The sequence below is a fragment of the Brotonthovivens ammoniilytica genome (assembly GCF_025566885.1).
Lineage (GTDB): Bacteria > Bacillota > Clostridia > Lachnospirales > Lachnospiraceae > Brotonthovivens > Brotonthovivens ammoniilytica.
In genome coordinates this window covers 219060-240469 of record NZ_JAOQJQ010000005.1, presented here as the reverse complement: position 1 = coordinate 240469, position 21410 = coordinate 219060, and the positions used below count along the sequence as shown (strand labels likewise).

Annotated in this window: 16 protein-coding genes; 14 read left to right on the top strand and 2 right to left on the bottom strand. The window is 35.6% G+C overall.

Translation table 11 applies throughout. The annotated features are described in order from the left end of the window. Window positions 1-130 precede the first annotated feature (130 nt). Both OCV88_RS12765 and OCV88_RS12760 read right to left on the bottom strand, forming a co-directional pair. Window positions 131-1687 (bottom strand): PucR family transcriptional regulator, encoded by a 1557-nt coding sequence (locus tag OCV88_RS12765; protein WP_158425823.1) that lies wholly within the window; start codon window positions 1685-1687, stop codon window positions 131-133. A gap of 123 nt (window positions 1688-1810) precedes the next feature. Continuing rightward, window positions 1811-2146, bottom strand: a complete 336-nt coding sequence (locus OCV88_RS12760; protein ID WP_158425822.1) for a winged helix-turn-helix transcriptional regulator — start codon at window positions 2144-2146, stop codon at window positions 1811-1813. A 229-nt stretch (window positions 2147-2375) separates the two neighbouring features. On the opposite strand from OCV88_RS12760, the gene OCV88_RS12755 reads away from it, so the two are divergent. The 14 genes from OCV88_RS12755 to OCV88_RS12690 all read left to right on the top strand — a co-directional run bounded on the left by OCV88_RS12755 (window position 2376) and on the right by OCV88_RS12690 (window position 21304). Then, window positions 2376-2777: a pyridoxamine 5'-phosphate oxidase family protein gene (locus OCV88_RS12755; protein ID WP_158425883.1), complete on the top strand. Its 402-nt coding sequence runs from the start codon at window positions 2376-2378 to the stop codon at window positions 2775-2777. Between the two features lie 514 nt (window positions 2778-3291). After that, window positions 3292-6273: a DEAD/DEAH box helicase gene (locus OCV88_RS12750; RefSeq protein ID WP_158425821.1), complete on the top strand. Its 2982-nt coding sequence runs from the start codon at window positions 3292-3294 to the stop codon at window positions 6271-6273. A gap of 23 nt (window positions 6274-6296) precedes the next feature. Further along, window positions 6297-6683, top strand: coding sequence for an 8-oxo-dGTP diphosphatase MutT (gene mutT / locus OCV88_RS12745; RefSeq protein WP_158425820.1), 387 nt, complete (start codon window positions 6297-6299; stop codon window positions 6681-6683). A 229-nt stretch (window positions 6684-6912) separates the two neighbouring features. After that, window positions 6913-8100 (top strand): DUF3592 domain-containing protein, encoded by a 1188-nt coding sequence (locus tag OCV88_RS12740; RefSeq protein WP_158425819.1) that lies wholly within the window; start codon window positions 6913-6915, stop codon window positions 8098-8100. Between the two features lie 57 nt (window positions 8101-8157). Continuing rightward, window positions 8158-8685: a type II toxin-antitoxin system death-on-curing family toxin gene (locus OCV88_RS12735; RefSeq protein ID WP_158425818.1), complete on the top strand. Its 528-nt coding sequence runs from the start codon at window positions 8158-8160 to the stop codon at window positions 8683-8685. A 104-nt stretch (window positions 8686-8789) separates the two neighbouring features. Then, on the top strand, window positions 8790-10292 hold the full coding sequence (locus tag OCV88_RS12730; protein ID WP_158425817.1) for a class I SAM-dependent DNA methyltransferase: 1503 nt from the start codon (window positions 8790-8792) through the stop codon (window positions 10290-10292). Between the two features lie 39 nt (window positions 10293-10331). Then, window positions 10332-11501, top strand: coding sequence for a restriction endonuclease subunit S (locus tag OCV88_RS12725; RefSeq protein WP_158425816.1), 1170 nt, complete (start codon window positions 10332-10334; stop codon window positions 11499-11501). 13 nt (window positions 11502-11514) lie between these two features. Next, on the top strand, window positions 11515-11967 hold the full coding sequence (locus OCV88_RS12720; protein ID WP_158425815.1) for a DUF3990 domain-containing protein: 453 nt from the start codon (window positions 11515-11517) through the stop codon (window positions 11965-11967). After that, window positions 11964-12443 carry a hypothetical protein gene (locus OCV88_RS12715; RefSeq protein WP_158425814.1) on the top strand — a complete coding sequence of 160 codons (480 nt, stop codon included), beginning with the start codon at window positions 11964-11966 and terminating at the stop codon, window positions 12441-12443. The genes OCV88_RS12720 and OCV88_RS12715 overlap by 4 nt, the downstream gene beginning before the upstream one ends. A gap of 74 nt (window positions 12444-12517) precedes the next feature. Then, complete coding sequence (gene xerA, locus OCV88_RS12710) at window positions 12518-13486, top strand: site-specific tyrosine recombinase/integron integrase (RefSeq protein WP_158425813.1); 969 nt, start codon at window positions 12518-12520, stop codon at window positions 13484-13486. Window positions 13487-13507: 21 nt separating this feature from the next. Then, window positions 13508-14641: a restriction endonuclease subunit S gene (locus OCV88_RS12705; RefSeq protein WP_158425812.1), complete on the top strand. Its 1134-nt coding sequence runs from the start codon at window positions 13508-13510 to the stop codon at window positions 14639-14641. A 157-nt stretch (window positions 14642-14798) separates the two neighbouring features. Further along, the gene (locus OCV88_RS12700) at window positions 14799-18104 is read left to right on the top strand and encodes a DEAD/DEAH box helicase family protein (RefSeq protein WP_158425811.1); all 3306 of its coding nucleotides are present in this window, start codon (window positions 14799-14801) and stop codon (window positions 18102-18104) included. A 70-nt stretch (window positions 18105-18174) separates the two neighbouring features. Continuing rightward, window positions 18175-18981: a DNA adenine methylase gene (locus tag OCV88_RS12695; RefSeq protein WP_158425810.1), complete on the top strand. Its 807-nt coding sequence runs from the start codon at window positions 18175-18177 to the stop codon at window positions 18979-18981. A gap of 40 nt (window positions 18982-19021) precedes the next feature. Then, on the top strand, window positions 19022-21304 hold the full coding sequence (locus OCV88_RS12690) for a DGQHR domain-containing protein (protein WP_158425809.1): 2283 nt from the start codon (window positions 19022-19024) through the stop codon (window positions 21302-21304). The last annotated feature ends 106 nt before the right edge of the window (window positions 21305-21410 follow it).

The following is a 21410-nucleotide window of genomic DNA, read 5'->3' as shown; positions in this document are numbered from 1 at the left end:
ACGTTGTTTATGACGGCGGCGTCATGATTTTTTGTTTTGAAAGGTATGAATTGTGCAGAGTGCACAGCGAATGTTTGATGCTCTGCTGCGTGTTTGATATCGCAGAAAAAGCCTTATTCTGGTGAAAGCCTTATTTCTTCTCAGAGCTCTTATTATATTGATCTATCAGTCCGGATAAAAGAAAGAGCTTTTTGATTTCGGTATTTTCAAGATCTAGTTCCCATTTTTCAGAAACAAACTGCACAATATTGCGCACGGTGTTCCTGTGAACAAATAATTTCTGACCGGCATGAGTGGCGTTACAGCTGCATTCGTAGTAGGTGAGAATGGTTTGCAGGCAGCGGGAACCGTTTTTCTGATCATATATTTTCAGATCTTTATAAAAATCCGGCTGGAGAAAGGTCAGAGGCATCTGGTCTTCTGCATTGGCCAGCAGGTACTCATAAGAATGGTCTTTAAAAAGACTGCATATTTTTCCGGATCTTTTTCCATAGACAATTGCGGATGAGGCCTGGCGATAGGCATATTTTAAATCCATAAGATCATCAAAAACGTTGCTGATGCCCATATGAAAGCTGAAATTTCCAATCAGTTTTTCTATCCTTTGAAACTGAAGCATTGAAAGAATATCTTTTGAATGGGATTTTTCAAGAGACTTTACGATACAGATGCTCTGATGATAAATAAATGGTCTGCCATCCCACATTTCCGCCCCCAGAATGCGGGCCAGATAGGTTAGAGGAGGCTTTTGACTGCGTTCAAACTGAATGACTCCAAGTACATACCGGGTGTTTACCGGCAGGCAGTCAATATTTTTACTTTGCTCCGCCAGCTGCTCTCTGGAGAGCCCCCTTGCATCCAGAAGATTTACAAGAAAGGTTTCATACATCATCCGGCCGTATCTTTGATTGGCGAAATCCCGTTTCATACAGAGGTTTATATTTTCGTTAAACAGACCCAGCAGATCCAGGTATCCCCGGGGCGGCTGCAGCTTATTAAAAAAGAGACAGGCGTATCCAAGGAGTGTTTTCCCAGAGTAAAAAGCGTAGTAGATATTAACAAGTTCATCTGATGAAGCTGAAGGGGCGATAAGGGGCCGGTTCTTTTTCAGTTTTTTAAATATATTTCTGTGGCGGACATGATCCATAGTTTCGGCATCGGTGTATCCCTTTTCCAGTGTCCTTTTGAACCCTTCATATTCGCATGGAATGTGTTTGGTATGTGCAATAACGGTAAAGCTGGGATCGAAAATAATCAAAGGATTTTTTAAAATATCTTCGCTGATATCAATTAAGTTCTGGAGCGGGCGGCCTTCTAAGGCTGCAATGTGCATATCCTTGTCCCACCCGGCTGCAAAGCTGAAAGACTCTACCATGCGGTTCATAATGTAAAAGATATCCGTTGTATTTTTAGCCAATATGAGTCCACAGTCAAGAGAAGAAAAATCAGGTTCCTGACAGTCCTCTGGGGTATCATTAACCGCAAATACGGTAATACGGTTATGAAGAAGAGTCTTTTTGTTTAAAATATCCGAGAGATATCCGATATATAAATATTCTTCCCGGATGGGCTGATTTACTGAGAGGAGCTTTGCGTTGGTGAAACCATCGGAAAACTTTGAGGTTTTTAGAATGACAGACTCAATATCAGAAGTAAAATATAAAAGCATTTCAAGTGTAAGTTTCATGGCAGGGATCCTTTGTGTATTTTCTTAGTGACAGTATCACTTAGCAATAGCATCACTTAGCAATAGTATCACTTAGTAACAGTATCACGCAGATGAGGGGGCTTAACCGGCGGCGGGAGTTTTCTATATTTCTGACATATTTTTTTTATATTCTGTTCCCCAGTCCCACATGGCATCAAGTATGGGTTTCAGACTATATCCAACATCTGTTAACGTATATTCTACACGGGGAGGAACTTCCGGGTAAACAGTACGCACCAGAAGTCCGTTGTCCTCCATCTGACGGAGCTGGGAAGTGAGTACTTTCTGGCTGACATTTCCAATGGATTTTTTTAATTCTCCAAAGCGTTTGGTGCCAGTCAAAAGATCCCGGAGGATTAAAACTTTCCACTTATCACTAATTAAAGTCAGGGTAGTTTCTACCGGGCAGGCGGGGAGAGTCTTTTTGACAGTCTGCATATTCTTTCCTCCAATTACTCCTGTAGATTTGTTTTATATTTTTATATTATAGTAAGGGCAGATTGGGAGTCAAGTGCGAAAAAAGCCAGCTTATCCCAATTGTTACATCCAGGTAACTATGCCACAATATAGTGCTTACTTCACAGAAAAACAGCGGGTTGGTACAATGATAAACGAACAGGGGATACTTCCCGAAACGAAATAAACTAAAAATATGGAGGTAATTATGATGGTAGAAGTTGTTGAATTTTTAAACGAGAATCCGGTACAGTATTTGTCAACAGTAGGGCGTGACGGAAAGGCAAAATGCCGGCCCTTTATGTTTATGGGGGAGAGGGACAAAAAGTTATGGTTCTGTACAAATAATCAGAAGGATGTATTTAAAGATATGCAGACGAATCCTTATGTTGAGATTACAGTTTCTAGTTCTTCTTATGCATGGATCCGTCTGCATGGCAAGGCAGTTTTTGAGAATAATATGGCTGTCAAAGAAATGTGTATTCAGAATCCCATTGTAAAAGGACAGTATCAGACGGCGGATAATCCTATTTTTGAGGTTTTTTATCTGGACGAGGCCCATGCGGTAATCGCAGATTTTTCCGGTAAGAAACCCAAAGAGTATGATTTGTAAGAAAAATACTGACTGAAACAGAAAGCTAAAGGGTTTGAATTTAATAGAATGCAGGTAGTTTATGAGAAAGTGTCGCAGGGCACTTTCTTTTTGCATATTTGAAAAATGATAAAATAAGCGGCAGGGGAGAAGGATATGTATAAGGATAATGATTAAAAGTACATCTTTCTATGAATGGAATCATGGGGGATGATAAAAATTAATGAGAAAAATATGCGGAGGCTGCAGAGTAACAGGAGCTTTTACATTTGTAACAGGGGAATTTGTGGCTAGCACTGGAATTGTAGTGTATAATAAAATCATATCAGAAGTGGGATGGCTTTCGCCTCTGTAGGCAGTGAGTAACAAATTGGTATCAGTGGCGGATGTTAATCCCTCATCTGATATACGCTCCGAGCTAAGGTGCAGCGATTTGGAATAGAATGTTGTCAGCAAAGCTGACCCGAATCCCGCACTAAGTTTCGCAAGAGCAAGACTTGAATTTTATGTAGACAAAGACGTGAGGGATATACAAATGAAAGATCGTAACGAATTGCTATATGGATTAAAAACAGCATTTATAAAAAATGATATTAATTCTAATCTGGCATATCGTCCAGAGTTTGTATCGAATGATGATAGTCGCGGAAAACGTGTGATTTCAGCAATTGAGCAGGAACTATTGAATTGTGAAAAATTTTATATTAGTGTTGCCTTTATTACGCTGGGTGGAATTACGCCTTTATTACAGACATTTCAGGAGCTAGAACGAAAAGGTATTAAAGGAAAAATTCTTACAACAGATTATTTAGCATTTAATGATCCGGCAGCATTAGATAAATTAAATTCTTTGACAAATATAGAACTGAAAATGTATTGTACCAATGAAGATAAAGATGGATTCCATACAAAAGGATATATTTTCAAAAATGAAGAAGTGTATCGAATTATTGTAGGAAGCGCAAATATGACGGCAGGCGCTTTGAAGGTAAATCGTGAGTGGAATACAAAGCTTGTGGGTTATGAGTCAGGAGAGCTTGTGGGAGATATTTTGAGAGAATTTCAAGCTTTATGGAATGATGAACACAGCCTGGCTTATGAGGATTTTATTGAAAGTTATCGTATAAGATATGAGCTGATAAAGAAGCAGAAAAAAATAGCAAGAAAAGCAATGCCAGTATCCCTGAATCAATATAAATTGCAGCCGAATACGATGCAGGTTGAATTTGTGAAAAATATAAAGGAATTAATTAAAAATAAAGAGAAAAAAGCACTTTTGATATCAGCTACGGGAACAGGAAAGACTTACGCTTCTGCTTTCGCATTACGGGAAATGAATCCGGAAAAGGTATTGTTCCTTGTACATAGAGAGCAGATTGCAAAACAGGCTCTGGTTAGTTATAAAAGAGTATTTGGAAATCGACGTGTAGATGGTTCATTCTATAAATATGCTCTTCTTTCCGGAAATACTTCTAAAGATATAGAAAAAATAAAGGATGCTGATCTGATATTTGCAACTATGCAGATGATGAGCAAAGATAATATTTTAAAAGAATTTGACCCAGGGATATTTTCTGTAATCTGCCTGGATGAGGCACATCATTCTGGTGCGGATAGTTATCAAAAGATTATGAATTATTTTCAACCAGGTTTTTGGCTGGGGATGACGGCAAGTCCTGAAACGAATCGTTTTGATGTTTATGAAATATTTGACCATAATATAGCATATGAGATACGACTGCAACAGGCTTTGGAGGAAAATTTACTTTGTCCATTTCATTACTTTGGTATTACAGATTTAAGTGTAAATGGAGAAATGATCGGAGATGATGACCAGGCTGAGGGACTATGTAAATTCAATCGCCTAACAAGTGATAATCGGGTAGATTATGTGATTGAACAGGCAAAATATTATGGTTATAGTGGGGAACGTGTAAAAGGTTTAATATTTTGCAGCAGAAAAGAAGAGGCGAAGAAGCTATCTCAAAAATTTAATGAAAGAGGGCTTAGAACAGCGGCACTGACCGGAGAGGATAATGACGCCAGAAGAGAAGCGGTTATTGAACGATTGGTGATGGAGGTTCCAGAAGAAAAGATGTCAAAGACAGATTATCTGGATTATATTTTTACAGTTGATATTTTTTCTGAAGGTGTAGACATTCCGGAAGTGAATCAGGTTATTTTGCTGCGCCCCACAGAATCAGCAATTGTTTTTGTACAGCAATTAGGACGGGGGCTTAGAAAAGCCCAAAATAAAGAGTTTGTTGTAATACTGGATTTTATCGGGAATTACAAAAAGAATTTCTTGATACCAATGGCTCTTTCTGGTGATCGAAGCTACAATAAAGATAATATTCGAAGATATGTTATGGAAGGGGATCGTGTGATTCCAGGTGTATCAACAATACATTTTGATGAGATCAGCCGTAAGCGAATTTTTGCGGCAATTGATGCGGCAAACTTTAATGATATAAAACTGATGAAAGAGAATTATTGTAATTTAAAGTATAAATTAGGAAGAATCCCTGAACTTAAAGATTTTGATACATATGGAGAGATGGATGTATGCCGCATTTTTGATAATAGCAGTTTGGGCTCGTATTATAAATTTCTTGTGAAATATGAGAAGGAATATACAGTTCGATTGTCTGCAAAAGAAGAAAAAATGATTGAATTCATTTCTAAGAAACTGGCTTCTGGAAAACGAATCCATGAGCTTGAGATGTTGAATCGTCTATTGTCGTATCAGCATGGGATTTTTCGTATACTGAAGAAAATTTTGCAGGAAAATTATAATATTGCTCTGGAGGAAAATGCTCAGAAAAATATTGTGAATGTTATGACCAATGAATTTCCGTCGGGCTCAGGAAAGAAGACATATGATTCTTGTATTTTCATTGAGCAAGAGGGAGAAGAGTATGGAATAGCTGAGAGTTTTGCAGAGATGTTAAAAAATCAGGAATTTTATACAATAGTAAAAGAGTTGATCGAATTTGGGATTTCCAGATATAAGGCAAATTATAGTAAGAGATACCAGGATACAAATTTTGTTTTGTATCAAAAGTATACGTATGAGGATGTATGCCGTCTTCTCAACTGGGAAAATAATGAAGTGCCTTTAAATATCGGCGGGTATAAATATGATAAAAAAACAAAAACATTCCCAGTATTTATTAATTATGATAAATCTGATGATATTAGCGATACGACAAAGTATGAGGACCATTTTGTAAATGCGAATACATTAATTGCTATTTCTAAATCGGGAAGGTCATTGGAATCAGAGGATGTTCAGAATTTTTTGTGTGCCAGGGAAAGAGGGATTGATGTTCAGTTATTTGTTCGAAAGAATAAAGATGACAAGATCTCAAAGGAATTTTATTATCTTGGGAGAATGACTGCATCCGGAAAAGCAGAAGAAATTTGTATGGCAAATACAACAAAAACAGCGGTAGAAATTGAGTGGATGTTAGATACTCCGGTGAGAGAGGATATTTATCAATACATTATCGGTTAAAAAGTAGTTAGGAAAAAGAAAGAATGAAAACAGTAAAAGTGGTTGCAGCGATTATACATAATGATAACAAAATATTTGCAACTCAGCGAGGTTATGGTGAGTTTAAAGATGGCTGGGAATTCCCAGGAGGCAAGGTAGAGCCTGGTGAAACACCAAAGAGAGCATTGATCAGAGAAATCCAGGAAGAACTTGACACAACGATTTCTGTAGGAGAAAAACTGCATTGTGTTGAATATGATTATCCCACGTTTCATTTATCCATGGAATGCTTCTGGGCCGAAATTATTTCCGGGGATTTGGTTTTGAAGGAACACGAAGATGCCAAATGGCTTTCTAAAGAAGAATTGGATAGTGTAGATTGGCTGCCCGCAGATTTAGAGCTGGTAGAAAAGATAAAAGAAAACATGTAGTTTGGAATTAAAATATGTGAAACTAATCAGTAAGCTCTGTGTATGACAAAAGTTCATTGTTAGACTGGACTGTTTTTAACAAAACAGTAAAGCGTACAGCTACATATGAAGATCAGATGGAATACATTACAAATATCTATTATGTATTGATGATATGAGAGAAAAAAGGATTTGCCTATTTTTATTTCTTTATAAGTGGCAGAGTTAAAATTTGACGAGGAATGAAGAAATGAAGGTTAAGATTGCCGGAACATTATGTTTGATTATAACGGCTTTAGTAATTGGTGTTTTTTTCCTATTTTGGGGAATAAAAGGAGCAGTGGAAACCGGCGCTGTATCCAGAGATTATGAAATAACGGAAGGTTATTTGTACGATTATGAGATATATTCAAAAGGAGAGTACAGCGCAGCAAAAAGAAGAAGTACGAATGATACCTATCGGCTGATTTATCATTATTATGTGGACGGACAACAATATCAGATTTCAACAGATATGGGAGTAGGTGCTGTACCTGAAAGGGGTACTGCCAGAGATATTTACTACGATCCGGATAATCCGGGAGAAGCTATTTTATCAGGTCCCGGCAGCAATACATTTAAAATCTTTTTTGGATTATTTTTTATTGCAATACCTTTGTTTTTTATATGGATATTGCTTCCGGAAAGAAAAAAAGAAGGCAGAAGACCAAAAAAAGTGTCGTTTAATATGCTGGGGGTTATTCTGGGGCTGACGTTTATGTTTTTCTCATATGGATGTTTGTTTTTTATAACCAGTGCATTTTCAATCCGGGGAATTGTAAATTTTTATAAAACATCCTTTATTTTCCCTATGATTATTCCGCTAATTCTTTTTATAGGCGGAGGATTTTTATTGATTAAAAGCATCTTTCTTAATCATAAAGTAATTGCCCGTATCTGTATGGTGGCGGGGCTTTCTGTTTTGGTAATCATCATTGGATTTAACCTGCAAAACAGCTCTTCAAATCAGACAGAAAAGATGATATCAGAAAAGGTTGATGCCACGGTGGTAAATGCGATATTGTCTGAAAGAGGATTTGAAACAGCAGATATGCCCACAACATATTGGTTCATTGATGAAAGCAAACTGATGTATGTGGTATCCGGAATCAGGGAAAATACAGCCTTTGAATTTTATGAATACTCAAATGGAGAAACAACGGACGGTGTTTATAACCGTATTTCGTATGACATTTCCAAGGAACTGGAACCGGATGAACGGGAAGCATATGAAAATGATCTTCAAAATGGCGGGAAAATATTCAGCTTCAATGAAGACGGAAAATACAGCGTTGTTATGTATAAAGATAATATCGTTATTTATGCATATTCCTCTCAGAAACAAAATGAAATCCAGGATATTCTGACGGAGCTTGGATACCGCAGTTTACATAACTGATAAATATAAAAACAAAGCTCCAAAACATATTGGAGTTTTATGAGGAAAATTAAGTTTATGAAAAAAGCAGAAAACAGTTTTGATGAAAAACAGGTTTTAAATGTAATTGAGCAGTACAGCTGTGCGTTAGATTTGCTGGACGCATACGACCATCAGAATATGATGCGCCCAAAAGGAAGCCGGGCAGCTTATATTCTGACTTACGAAGAATGCAGAAAAGTAATTGACAGTATGAAATTTGGAGATGACAGTTCCCTGTTTGGCAATGAAAAAGATGACTCCTTTAAAGGAAGCATTGGAGCCATTTATCAGAGTTTCGCCGGGGAAGATTTATATCCTGCACTGGAGGAAAAAGCTGCAAATTTATTATATTTTGTAACAAAGAACCACAGTTTTTCCGATGGAAACAAAAGAATAGCGGCAGCCATGTTTTTGTACTTTCTGGATAAAAATGGAGCTTTATTTAAAGATGGCAAAAAAACCATTGATGACCGTACACTTGTAGCTTTGACGATTATGATTGCGGAATCTAATCCCAATGAAAAAGAAATGATGGTAAGTGTTGTTATGAATTGTATGAGATGAAGTTTTCAGAGTACAGGGATTAAGAAAAGAAGAAAAAGAATTAAAATAGGCAGTGGCCATTATACAAAATATAAATGGAGCCGGAATAAGGAGAAAATGAAACAATGATTGCAGGAGAATTAAAAAATAGAATTGATAGTTTATGGGAAATTTTTTGGACAGGCGGTTTAACAAATCCATTGGATGTTATTGAGCAAATGACATACCTGATGTTTATTCATGATTTGGATGAATCTGATAATACCCATGCAAAAGAAAGCGCTATGCTGGGGCTGCCATATGAAAGCATATTTTCCAAAGAGGTGAAAATTGGAGAAAGAACGATTGAAGGAAGTCAGCTTAAATGGTCTGTGTTTAGGGATTATCCAGCTGACAGAATGTATTCTGTGATGCAGGAAATGGTATTTCCATTTATAAAAAATCTACATGCTAATAAGGATAGTGCATATTCAAAATACATGGATGATGCGATCTTTAAATTACCGACACCTTTAATGCTTTCTAAAATTGTAGATGCAATGGATGAATTGTATGCACAGATGGAAAAATTAAAGGATTCCGATGCCAGAGGCGATGTATACGAGTACTTATTGTCCAAATTGGCAACTGCTGGTGTTAATGGCCAATTTAGAACACCACGTCATATTATTAAGATGATGGTAGAACTTATGGCTCCTAAAGCAGATGATGTAATCTGTGATCCAAGTTGTGGAACAGCAGGCTTTCTTGTAGAATCCGGGGAATATTTAAGAACTTATAAGAAAGAAGAAATCTTTTATAACAAAGAAAAGAAAAATCATTTTATGAATCATATGTTCCACGGATTTGATATGGATAGAACAATGCTTCGCATCGGTGCGATGAACATGATGACACATGGTGTAGAAAGTCCAGTTATCGAATATAGAGACAGCTTATCTGATCAGAACCCGGATCATGAGCAGTATTCTCTGATACTTGCAAATCCGCCATTTAAGGGAAGTCTCGATTATGATATTGTATCTGCAGACTTGCTCAAAGTATGCAAGACAAAGAAAACAGAATTACTATTTCTGGCTTTGTTTGTCCGGATGCTTAAAATTGGAGGAAGATGTGCGTGTATAGTTCCGGATGGTGTTTTGTTTGGGGCTTCTACAGCACATAAGGCAATTAGAAAAGAAATTATAGAAAATCAGAGACTAGAGGCGGTTATTTCAATGCCTTCCGGTGTCTTTAAACCATATGCAGGAGTGTCTACAGCAATACTTATTTTCACAAAGACAAATCATGGCGGAACAGATGAAGTTTGGTTTTATGATATGCAGGCGGATGGCTTTAGTTTGGATGATAAGAGAAGTGAAATAGCAGAAAATGATATTCCGGACATTATTGCCAGATTTAAAAATATCGAAGAAGAAGCAGATAGAGAACGAACAGAAAAGTCATTTATGGTTCCCAAGCAGGAAATTATTGATAATGGATACGACTTATCTATCAATAAATATAAGAAAGTGGAGTATATTCCTGTAGAGTACCCGCCTACGGAAGAAATTCTTGATGAAATCGAAAGGTTGAATGCAGAAATAAACAAAGAAACCGCGTTGCTTAGAGAATTGCTTGGGAAATAAAAAGAAAGGGCCTCTTAAATTGAGGTTTGTAGGGATGATATGGCTAAGGTAAAACTTGGAGATATATGTGAAATTGTATCAGGAAGTACACCTAAAACCAGTATTAATGAATATTGGGATGGTGATATTGACTGGATCACTCCGGCTGAAATAAATGAAGATACGTATATTGTTGAAGAAAGTGTAAGGAAGATTACACAGCTTGGAGTAGAGAAAACAGGATTGAAACCATTTCCTAAAGGGACTGTTATTTTGTCTTCTAGAGCTCCTATCGGAAAGGTTGCAATAGCAGGTAAGGAAATGTACTGCAATCAGGGATTTAAGAATTTGATTTGTTCAGATGAAGTCCTATCAGAGTATCTATATTGGTTTTTGCGTGGAAATACGGTTTATCTTAATTCGTTGGGAAGAGGAGCAACATTCAAGGAGATTTCTAAGGGAATTGTGGCAGATATAGAAATCAATCTTCCAGATAAAAAAGAGCAGCAAATGTCGGTAGATATGTTGAAGAAGGTATGGTATGTAATTGCCGTTAGAAGGCGGGAATTAGAACAGTTAGACCTCTTAATCAAAAGCCGATTTGTTGAGATGTTTGGGGATCCGATTACTAATCCTAAGGGATGGAATAAAGTAGAAATAAATGATTGTCTTGAATGTATTGAAAACGGAAAAAGTTTTGTTTGTGCTGGTATTGCAAGAGTTGGAACGGATCCAGCTATATTGAAATTAAGTGCAGTTACATATGGTGTATATAAGCCTGAAGAAAATAAAGCTATGATAGATGAGAATGACTTTTTAGAAAGTGCAGAAGTGCAAGAAGGAGATTTATTGTTTACAAGGAAAAATACTCCTGAATTGGTAGGTATGGCTGCCTATGTTTCTTCAACACCAGGGAAACTGATGATGCCCGATTTGATTTTTAGATTAAATACAAATGAAAACTGTAATAAAGTTTACTTATGCAACCTAATTAACCATGATTTGTTTAGAGGGGAAATTCAAAGTATTGCGAGTGGTTCAGCAAAATCAATGTCAAACATTTCAAAGGGAAGATTGGGAAAGCTTATTATTTGTTTACCACCAATAGAGCTACAAAATAATTTTTCTGATTTCGTCAATCAAGTCGACAAATCAAAAATTGCAGTGCAAAAATCATTAGACGAAGTACAGTTACTATTCGATTCATTAATGCAAAAATATTTTGGATAAGAAGGTTGAGAATATGGAAATATATCATGGGAGTAATGTGACAGTAAAACACCCTCAAATAATAGAATGTGGATTTTACAAAGATTTTGGTTTTGGATTTTATTGTACAAGTCTAAAAAAACAGGCGATTAAATGGGCAAACAGTAAGAAACCAAAACATATAGTTAACATATATGAATATCAGGGAAGTTCTGAATTAAATATTTTAAATTTTACCAGCATGTCTGATGAATGGCTTGATTTTATTGCTGCATGTAGAAATGGTGCAGGTCATGAATATGATATTGTAGAAGGGCCTATGGCAGATGATACAATTTGGGATTATGTGGAAGACTATATGGAAGCAAAAATAAGTAGAGAAGCATTTTGGGCTCTGGCAAAATTTAAATATCCAACTCATCAAATTGTATTTTGCACGGAGCGGGCATTAAAGACCATTCGTTTTATAGGGAGTGTAGAGTTATGAAAAATATTTTTTTCCCAGATGAAAATGTTACAGAAAATGACTTGTATTTTATGTGCTATATTACGGAACGTATTGCGCGAACATTGCATCAGCATAATTGTTATGTGGTGAATACAATTGGGTACGATGCACTGGTAGAAAAAATTAGTGTGGCATCTGTGTTACATTGTGAAAATCCGTTACAAGTGGTGAATGATTTTATTAATGAATATAGGTTGGAAAAGGGAAGCTTTGATGTTGGTGATGTTAATAAGGAATTAGTTGACATAATACCAACAGAAACACAAATGGGAAAGGTTTATTGTAGATTAATACTACAAACTTTAGATGACGATGAAGATTACATTCAGGGAATGCTGCGGGTTTACAATTCATGGATTGCGGAAGAAATAGATGATTATAATACGGGGGTGTATTACGAACCGTCTTATATATTAAAAAGAGCGTATTATGCTAATTCATTTAATGGATTATAAGTTGTATTGAATATTGCGAATGACAGAGTGGATGAAGGATGTTGGTACACAAACAATAGATGAGGTATACCAACATGGAAGAAAAGATTGTAAAAGTACTAAATGAGATGGCAGAATATTTGTCGATTGCCCAAATGAAGAAACTTCAGGAAGTGATAGTTGAGGCGTTTGCCGAAAATACCGTGGATAAAACGGAGATTTCCAATGAAGCATTCTTACAGATTTTTTTGGATGCAAAGAAGATTGAAGGTTGTTCTGAAAGGACTATTAAGTATTATAGAACTACGATAGAACATTTTATTTCAGAAATGGACAAGCAAATTAGAAAAGTCTCAACAGAAGAAATCAGGGAGTATTTGGCTGCATATCAAAAGAGAAATAATTGTACGAATGTTACAGTAGATAATATACGGCGTAATATTTCGAGTTTCTTTTCCTGGCTTGAGGAAGAGGATTACATTTTAAAAAGCCCAATGAAAAGGATCCATAAAATAAAAACTAAAACAGTTGTAAAAAGTGTCATCTCTGATGAAGGTATAGAGAAATTACGTGATAATTGTAAAGATATACGAGACTTGGCAATAATTGATTTACTTTATTCTACAGGAATAAGGGTTGGAGAATTAGTGAATTTGAATATTGACGATATTGATCTTGAAGGGCGAGAGTGTGTTGTTTATGGGAAAGGGGATAAAGAACGCCGAGTATATTTTGATGCAAAAGCGAAAGTACATCTAAAGAACTATATAGATAGTAGAAAAGATAAAAATACGGCATTATTTGTCACATTAGATGCGCCACATTCGCGTTTGAAAATAAGTGGCGTAGAAATTAGATTAAGACAACTTGGAAGGTTATTAAATTTGGAGAGAGTTCATCCACACAAATTTAGAAGGACAATGGCAACAAGAGCAATTGATAAGGGAATGCCTATCGAGCAAGTGCAGAAGATACTTGGGCATTCTCAAATTGACACAACCATGCAATATGCGATGGTAAATCAGACAAACGTAAAGGCATCTCATCAGAAATACATGACCTAAATTGAGGTTTGTAGGGATGATATGGCTAAGTTAATAGATATTACAGGAAGGGCTCTTTCTGGAGAGTGGGGGGCTGATGATGAAACCGGAGATGGAACCCCCGTACTTAGGACAACTAATTTCACTAATAAGGGGAGTGTTGATTATAATAATGTAGTCACCCGTTGTATCACAAAGAAAAACATAGATGAAAAGTATCTTTGTCAGGGAGATATTATAATTGAAAAATCGGGAGGTTCTGATAAACAACCAGTAGGAAGAGTGATTTATTTTGAAGGACCTGAAAAAACCTATTTATTTAATAATTTTACAGGACTATTAAGGGTAAAGGATATAAAGCAATGGTTTCCCAAATATGTGTTTTATTCTCTTTACGGAAATTATCGAAGAGGAGGAACTAGACCATTTGAAAACAAAACTACAGGACTTCATAATCTCAAAACGGATGATTATGTGTCTTGTTATGAGGTGGCAGATATTGATATTATAGAACAGGTTCAGATATGTGAAAAGCTTGATAAATTGAAAGAAATCATTAAGAAAAGAAAAGTGCAATTAGAACAACTAGACCTATTAATCAAAAGCCGATTTGTCGAGATGTTTGGGGATATGACTGGTAATACTAATGGATGGGAAAAGAAACTCTTAGGAGAAGTTTGCGATGTTCGAGATGGAACACATGACTCGCCCAAATATGTTATGGATGACGGTTACCCATTAGTAACGTCTAAGAATGTATCTACTGGAAAAATTGACTTTACCGATTGTAGCTTAATCTGTAGAGAAGATTTAAATAAGATAAATTCACGTTCAAAGGTTGACTTAGGCGATATCCTTATGCCGATGATAGGAACAGTTGGTAATCCAGTAATAGTTGATGTTGATAAAGAATTTGCTATAAAGAATGTTGCATTAATCAAATTTGTAGAAGACTCTTTGGTAAACAATATTTTTGTAAAAGCATTACTTCAGTCAGATTATTTTGACAGCGCGGTTCTTAGTAAAGTAAAAGGTGGAACACAGAAATTTATATCTTTAGGTGATATTCGTAAGCTTGAGATTGCGCTTCCACCATTGGAACTCCAAAATAATTTTTCTGATTTCGTCAATCAAGTCGACAAATCAAAATTTCACGAATTTCGACACTTTTATTAGTGAATGGCAGGATGCTTATGATTGCTTATTTTTTAAAGGGAAGAAAAATTTATTTAGAATTGTACTTAACAATAGTCAAATACATTACATATTAAGAGATTTAGATGTGGAAAGTTTTTATACAAAGGAAGTATTATACCGTAAGAGGAGGTTTGCGATGACCAACTTTGATTATTTAAGACAGGAACCAAAATTTAATAGTTTTTCAGATGTGGCTATTGCTGCTGAAAAGATTCTTAAAATTGACAAGGAAGCCAGTGTAATCAACTGTCGTCGTGCTATGGAGTTCGCTATTAAGTGGATGTATTCTGTGGATGATTTTTTGGAAATGCCATATCAGGACAATCTAATCAGTTTAATGAGTACAGAAAATTTTCATGATTTAGTAGATGATTCACTTTGGAAACGCTTGAATTTGATTCGAAAAATAGGAAATAGAGCGGCTCATAATGGCAGAAAAATTACAGAGGATGAAGCAATTTTATGTTTGAAGAATCTTTTTATATTTATGGATTATGTTTCATATTGCTATTCTGATATCTATGAGGAAAGACAATATGATTTGAGCTTATTAACAGATCCACAAATGGAGCCGGTTATTATAAAGTCATCTGATGACGATGTGGATTTGAAAGCTCTCATAGCTGAAAATAAAGCGCTTAAAGAAGAATTGACGGCAAAGCGTGCAGAGCAGCAGCAGACTTATGTGCCGAAACCACTAGATTTATCGGAATATAAAACAAGAAAAATTTACATTGATTCTATGCTTTTGGATGCAGGATGGACAGAGGGAAAAGATTGGCTTAACGAAGTAGAGCTGCCTGGAATGCCTAATAAGTCAGAAGTGGGATTTGCGGACTATGTTTTATATGATGACAGTCACAGACCGTTGGCTATTGTAGAGGCAAAGAGAACCTGTGCGGATGTTGCCAAGGGGAGACAGCAGGCAAAACTCTATGCAGATTTGATGGAAGCGCAGTACAACAGAAGACCGGTAGTATTTCTTACAAATGGTTTTGAGACAAGAATTATAGATAATCAGTATCCTGAAAGAAAGATATCTGTTATTTATTCGAAGAGAGATTTAGAAAAGCTGTTTAATCTTCGAACTATGAAGATAAGTTTAAATCATATTTCAATAGATAAAAAGATTGCAGGGCGCTATTATCAGGAAGGTGCCATTAAGGCAGTGTGTGACAGCTTTGATAAGCGAAATCGAAGAAAGGCACTTCTTGTTATGGCAACCGGATCCGGAAAGACAAGAACGGTAATTGCGTTGTGCAAGGTGCTTTTAGATGCAGGCTGGGTAAAAAATATACTGTTTCTTGCAGATCGTAATTCGTTGGTTACTCAGGCAAAAAGAAATTTTGTAAATCTTTTGCCGGATTTGTCCTGTTCAAATATAGTGGAAGAAAAGAATAATTATACAGCACACTGCATTTTTTCTACTTATCAGACAATGATGAATGTTATTGATTCTGTACAGGATGATCAAGGTAAAATTTATACTTGTGGTCATTTTGATCTTGTGATATGCGACGAGGCACATAGGTCAATTTATAATAAGTACAGAGATATCTTCAATTATTTTGATGCTCCATTAGTGGGGCTGACAGCTACGCCGAAGGATGAGATTGATAAAAATACGTATGGTGTTTTTGATTTGGAAAATGGCGTGCCTACTTATGGTTATGAATTAGCACAAGCTGTAAAGGATGGATATCTTGTAGATTTTATAACGGTAGAAACAAAGCTGAAATTCATTGAAGATGGAATAGCGTATGATGAATTATCTGAAGAAGATAAAGAGGCATACGAAGCAACCTTCGAATTTGAAGATGGTAAGCTTCCGGAAAAAATTAGCTCATCAGCATTAAATACATGGATTTTTAACGAAGATACAATAAAACAGGTTCTAAATATATTAATGAAAGATGGCCTAAAGGTTGATTATGGTGAAAAAATTGGCAAAACTATAATTTTTGCAAAGAATCATAACCATGCCGAGAAGATACTGGAGGTTTTTAATAAGCAATATCCTGAATTAAGCAAATGCGGTCAACCATTTGCCAAGGTTATTGATAATTACATGACCTATGCTCAGAGTGCAATTGATGAGTTTTCAGATCCCCAAAAGATGCCGCAATTAGCAATCTCAGTAGATATGCTTGATACCGGAATTGATGTGCCGGAGGTATTAAATCTGGTGTTTTTCAAGAAGGTTATGAGTAAAGCAAAGTTCTGGCAGATGATTGGACGTGGAACGAGACTTTGTCCAGGACTTATGGACGAAGAAGATAAGAGCAAGTTCTATATTTTTGATTTTTGTGGGAATTTTGAATTTTTCCGTATGAATCAAGGCAGAGCAACTGCTAATATAATTGCTTTGCAGGGAGCAATCTTTACATTAAAATTTGAGATTGCTTATAAGCTCCAGGATTTGGAATATCAAGTGGAAAGATTAATTACATATAGAGAAAAACTTGTAAGGATGATGGTTGATAAGGTGCAGGAGCTTAATCGTGAGAATTTCGCGGTAAGGCAACATCTGAAATATGTTGATATATATTCTGTGGATGCTAATTATAATGGTATTACATTTGAAGATACATTGATGATAAGAGAGGAATTAGCACCACTTATTTTGCCGGATCAAGATGAGGCAAGTGCGGTTCGATTTGATGCGTTGGTGTATGGCATGGAATTGGCCTATTTGGCCGGAAAGGGCTATGGAAGGCATAAGGGCGATTTATTTAAAAAAGTAAATGCAATTGCCAGTGTGGGTAATATTCCGGAAATACAGGAGCAGGCAGAATTAATCAAGAAGATTCTGCATACAGACTATGTAGAAAATGCCGGAATTGATGAGCTTGAATCTATCAGATTAAATCTTCGTAATTTGATGAAGTATCTGTCTAAAGACGTGATCAAGTATGATACAAATTTTACGGATGAGATACTTTCTACAGAATGGAAGGAATCTGAACTTGAGAATGATGAGCTTAAAAATTACAAGGCAAAGGCAGAGTTCTATGTACGTCAGCATCAGGATACCATTGCAATTGCAAAGCTTAAAACGAATAAGCCGTTGACTGAGATGGATGTAGAAAGTTTGGAACAGATCCTTTGGGAGGAAGTCGGTTCCAAAGATGAATATGAAAAAGAATATGGCCCCAAGCCATTAGGTGAGTTCGTGCGTGAAATTGTTGGTCTTGATATGAATACTGCAAAGGAGGCGTTCTCTGTATTTTTGAATGATATAAATCTTGACAGCAGACAAATCTATTTTGTGAATCAGATTGTTGAGTATATAGTGCACAACGGCATGATGAAAGACCTTTCCGTACTTCAGGAATCACCATTTACTGATAAGGGAAGCATAGTAGAGATATTTACAGATTTTAATGTATGGATGGGAATCAGAACGGTTATTGATCAGATAAATGCAAATGCAGCAGTATAAATTAAGATAGTTTAGATTAAAAAAGAGTGATTGTATTTTATACAAAGAATATTAGAAATGGGAAAAAATAATGAGTAATACTTTTTTGAAATGGGCTGGTGGAAAGAGGTGGTTTGTTAATCGCGAAAATCAACGTTTTCCAGATGAATATAACAGATATGTAGAACCTTTTCTTGGTAGTGGGGCTGTATTTTTTTATCTTGAACCACAAGAGGCAATTTTAAGTGATATAAATAACGAATTAATCAATGCGTATATTGCTGTCAGAGATGATGTTGAATCCGTATATCGAAATTTGAGAAAACATGCAAGAAGTCATTGCAGAGAGTACTTTTATCAAGTTAGAGATAGGAGAACAAGAACCTTGGCAACGGCGGCTGCAAGAATGATTTATTTGAATAAGTCATGTTTTAATGGGATATATAGGGTAAATAGGCAAGGTAAGTTTAATGTGCCGTACGGAACAAGAGAAGAGATTAATTTTGAGTATGAGAGTTTAATTGAATCATCAAATGTTCTTCAAAATGCACAAATAATGTGCCAAGATTTTGAATCAACAATTGATATGGCTCAAGAAGGTGATTTTATTTTTTGCGATCCGCCATATGCAGTAATAGATGAAGAAAATCGCTTTGTTGGTTATAATGCCGATGTTTTTTCATGGAAAGATCAAATTCGTTTAGCAAATGCTTTAGAACGTGCAAAAAATAGAAATGTGAAAATTATAATGACAAATGTAGGGCATAAGGATGTAAGAAAATTATATGAAAATATAGGAGGATTCACATTAGATACAGTGCAGCGCCGGTGTTTTATTTCTGGTACTGCAGATGGAAGAAGAGCTTATCAAGAATTAATAGTGAGTGCAAATATATAGATAAGCCTATAAATACTAATGCTGAAGGAAGGTGTTTATTATGACAAATTGGGAAAATGTTGTATCGGGCAGGGATTTGGTTTCTGCAAAGAACAAGCGTAAAAATATATATATCGAAGATAAGCAACGTAAAGTTGCATTGCAGGAATTGGAAGAAGAAGGTTGGGAATATGTAAAAGATTATGCAGATCCCAAATTCGTCAAAGTACGAAAAGAAAAACCATATGATGAGCAATTTGAGGACAAAGTATGGTTATTGTTTTTTCAAATGGGTTTCACTTTCCTTAATAAAGATAGAAGTTTTAAAATGACGTACGATTTTCAAAATCCCAATTTTACACAACAAATAGATGTTTTTGCAGCAGATGAGGAAACTATATTAATTGTTGAATGCAAATCGGCTGAAAGTATGAAAGATGGAGTATTCAAAAAGGATATAGAGGCACTGCATGGACAAATGGATGGGCTTCGAAAAACTGCACTTAAGCAATTTCCGGGAAGAAAAGTTAAGTTTATATGGGCAACGCATAATTATATAATGAGTCCTAAGGATATTCAAAGGATGCAAGAATGGGATATTATTTTTTTCAGTGACTCAATAATACAATATTATAGTGAGCTAGTTAGGCACTTAGGAACATGTGCAAGGTATCAATTACTTGGAAATTTATTGGCAAATACAGAAATAAAGAATATGCAAAATAAAATTCCTGCAATCAAAGGCAAGATGGGGGGTTATGATTATTACGAGTTTTCAATAGAACCTGAGAAATTGTTGAAGATTGGTTATGTTCTACATCGAAGTGAAGCGAATAAAAATATGATGTCAACGTATCAAAGAATAATAAAAAAGAAAAGACTAAAAGAGGTACAATCTTTTATAAATGAAGGTGGTTATTTTCCTAATTCATTGATTATTAGTATTGATACAAAAGGAAAAGGAGTGAGGTTTGATCAATCCTCTACAAAAGTAGAGGGTTCTCTTTCAAAAATTGGAGTACTTCACTTACCAAAGAGATATCATTCGGCGTATATTATAGATGGACAACATCGTTTATATGGATATTCAGATACCAATTATGCTCGGACTAATACTGTACCAGTGGTAGCATTTATTGATTTAGATCGTTCTGAACAGTTGAAGTTATTTATGGATATTAATGAAAACCAAAAAGCGGTATCAAAGACACTGAGAGTAACGTTGAATAGTGACATGTTGTGGGATGCTCCAAATTATAATGATAAGAGAGAAGCTCTTCGTTCAAAAATTGCACAGATGTGTGGAGAAGAGCAGACTTCTCCATTATTGGGCAGGGTTGTAATAGGAGAGGATGAAAAAAATCCAACAAAGTGTATTACAATTGAAGCAATACAACAGGCATTGAAAAGAAGTCACTTTTTTACAACTTATGGAAAAAATAATGTAATTGTTTCAGATGGCAGTTTTGATCTAGGGGATAATCAATCTACACTGAATTTATTTTATCCATTTTTAGAAAGGTGTTTGAAATATGTAAAAACAAATTGTGAAAATGAATGGGTAGCTGGCGAACGAGGAATATTAACCATTAATCGAGGGATCCAAGGTGTAATCCGAGTTATAGATGATATAGTTGTTCATTTGTTAGACCAAAATAAGATAGATCCTAAAAAGCAAGATTTGGAGATAATTATAGATGAGTGGGAGTATTATATTGAACCGCTTATAAATTACATAAATACTGTGGATGATACAGAAAGAAAAGAATTAAAAGGATTTTTGGGCGGTGGTGCAGATAATAAATTCTGGAGAAGTTTTCAAAAGGTTATATCAGAAGCAAGGGATGATTTTAATCCAGAAGGATTAAATGAATACATTGAAAATGAAACAAAACAATATAACACAGAATCTCGAGAATATTTAACTATTATTGAAGAACGTGTAAAGGATATCATTGCAAATGCTCTTGAATCGTATTATGGAGATAATTGGATAATTAAAGGCTTGCCGAAGAATACATATAAAACAGCTAAAAAAATGGCTGATGATAAAAACTATGAGTTGCTTTCAAATGACGAAGATGCAGAAATTGATACATGGGATTGTATAACATTAGCTGATTGCAGAGAAATAGTAAGGTATTCTCATAATTGGAGCGAAATTTTTGAAGGGTTGATAACAAGGCCAGAAGATGTTGGATTGTCTAATAAGGAACAAAAAACGGAATGGATGTATACGATGAGCAAGGAAATAAATAAAATATCGAAAACAACATACAGTGTTCCAAAAACAACGTTTGAGTTAATAAGCAGTATTTACAATTGGTTAGTGGTTGAAAAATAGGCAGGGAAAGTTGAATCTCTTTTCAATATAAAGACTGGGCATTTAAGGTCAGAAGGGGAGAATGCTGTAACATAAAATATCAACTGTGCGAGGGGAAATCACATTG

Bases quoted from the DNA above. Each gene is read 5' to 3' on its own strand.
- OCV88_RS12765 (WP_158425823.1), bottom strand. From the start codon at position 1,687: ATGAAACTTACACTTGAAATGCTTTTATATTTTACTTCTGATATTGAG.
- OCV88_RS12760 (WP_158425822.1), bottom strand. From the start codon at position 2,146: ATGCAGACTGTCAAAAAGACTCTCCCCGCCTGCCCGGTAGAAACTACC.
- OCV88_RS12755 (WP_158425883.1), top strand. From the start codon at position 2,376: ATGGTAGAAGTTGTTGAATTTTTAAACGAGAATCCGGTACAGTATTTG.
- OCV88_RS12750 (WP_158425821.1), top strand. From the start codon at position 3,292: ATGAAAGATCGTAACGAATTGCTATATGGATTAAAAACAGCATTTATA.
- mutT (WP_158425820.1), top strand. From the start codon at position 6,297: ATGAAAACAGTAAAAGTGGTTGCAGCGATTATACATAATGATAACAAA.
- OCV88_RS12740 (WP_158425819.1), top strand. From the start codon at position 6,913: ATGAAGGTTAAGATTGCCGGAACATTATGTTTGATTATAACGGCTTTA.
- OCV88_RS12735 (WP_158425818.1), top strand. From the start codon at position 8,158: ATGAAAAAAGCAGAAAACAGTTTTGATGAAAAACAGGTTTTAAATGTA.
- OCV88_RS12730 (WP_158425817.1), top strand. From the start codon at position 8,790: ATGATTGCAGGAGAATTAAAAAATAGAATTGATAGTTTATGGGAAATT.
- OCV88_RS12725 (WP_158425816.1), top strand. From the start codon at position 10,332: ATGGCTAAGGTAAAACTTGGAGATATATGTGAAATTGTATCAGGAAGT.
- OCV88_RS12720 (WP_158425815.1), top strand. From the start codon at position 11,515: ATGGAAATATATCATGGGAGTAATGTGACAGTAAAACACCCTCAAATA.
- OCV88_RS12715 (WP_158425814.1), top strand. From the start codon at position 11,964: ATGAAAAATATTTTTTTCCCAGATGAAAATGTTACAGAAAATGACTTG.
- xerA (WP_158425813.1), top strand. From the start codon at position 12,518: ATGGAAGAAAAGATTGTAAAAGTACTAAATGAGATGGCAGAATATTTG.
- OCV88_RS12705 (WP_158425812.1), top strand. From the start codon at position 13,508: ATGGCTAAGTTAATAGATATTACAGGAAGGGCTCTTTCTGGAGAGTGG.
- OCV88_RS12700 (WP_158425811.1), top strand. From the start codon at position 14,799: ATGACCAACTTTGATTATTTAAGACAGGAACCAAAATTTAATAGTTTT.
- OCV88_RS12695 (WP_158425810.1), top strand. From the start codon at position 18,175: ATGAGTAATACTTTTTTGAAATGGGCTGGTGGAAAGAGGTGGTTTGTT.
- OCV88_RS12690 (WP_158425809.1), top strand. From the start codon at position 19,022: ATGACAAATTGGGAAAATGTTGTATCGGGCAGGGATTTGGTTTCTGCA.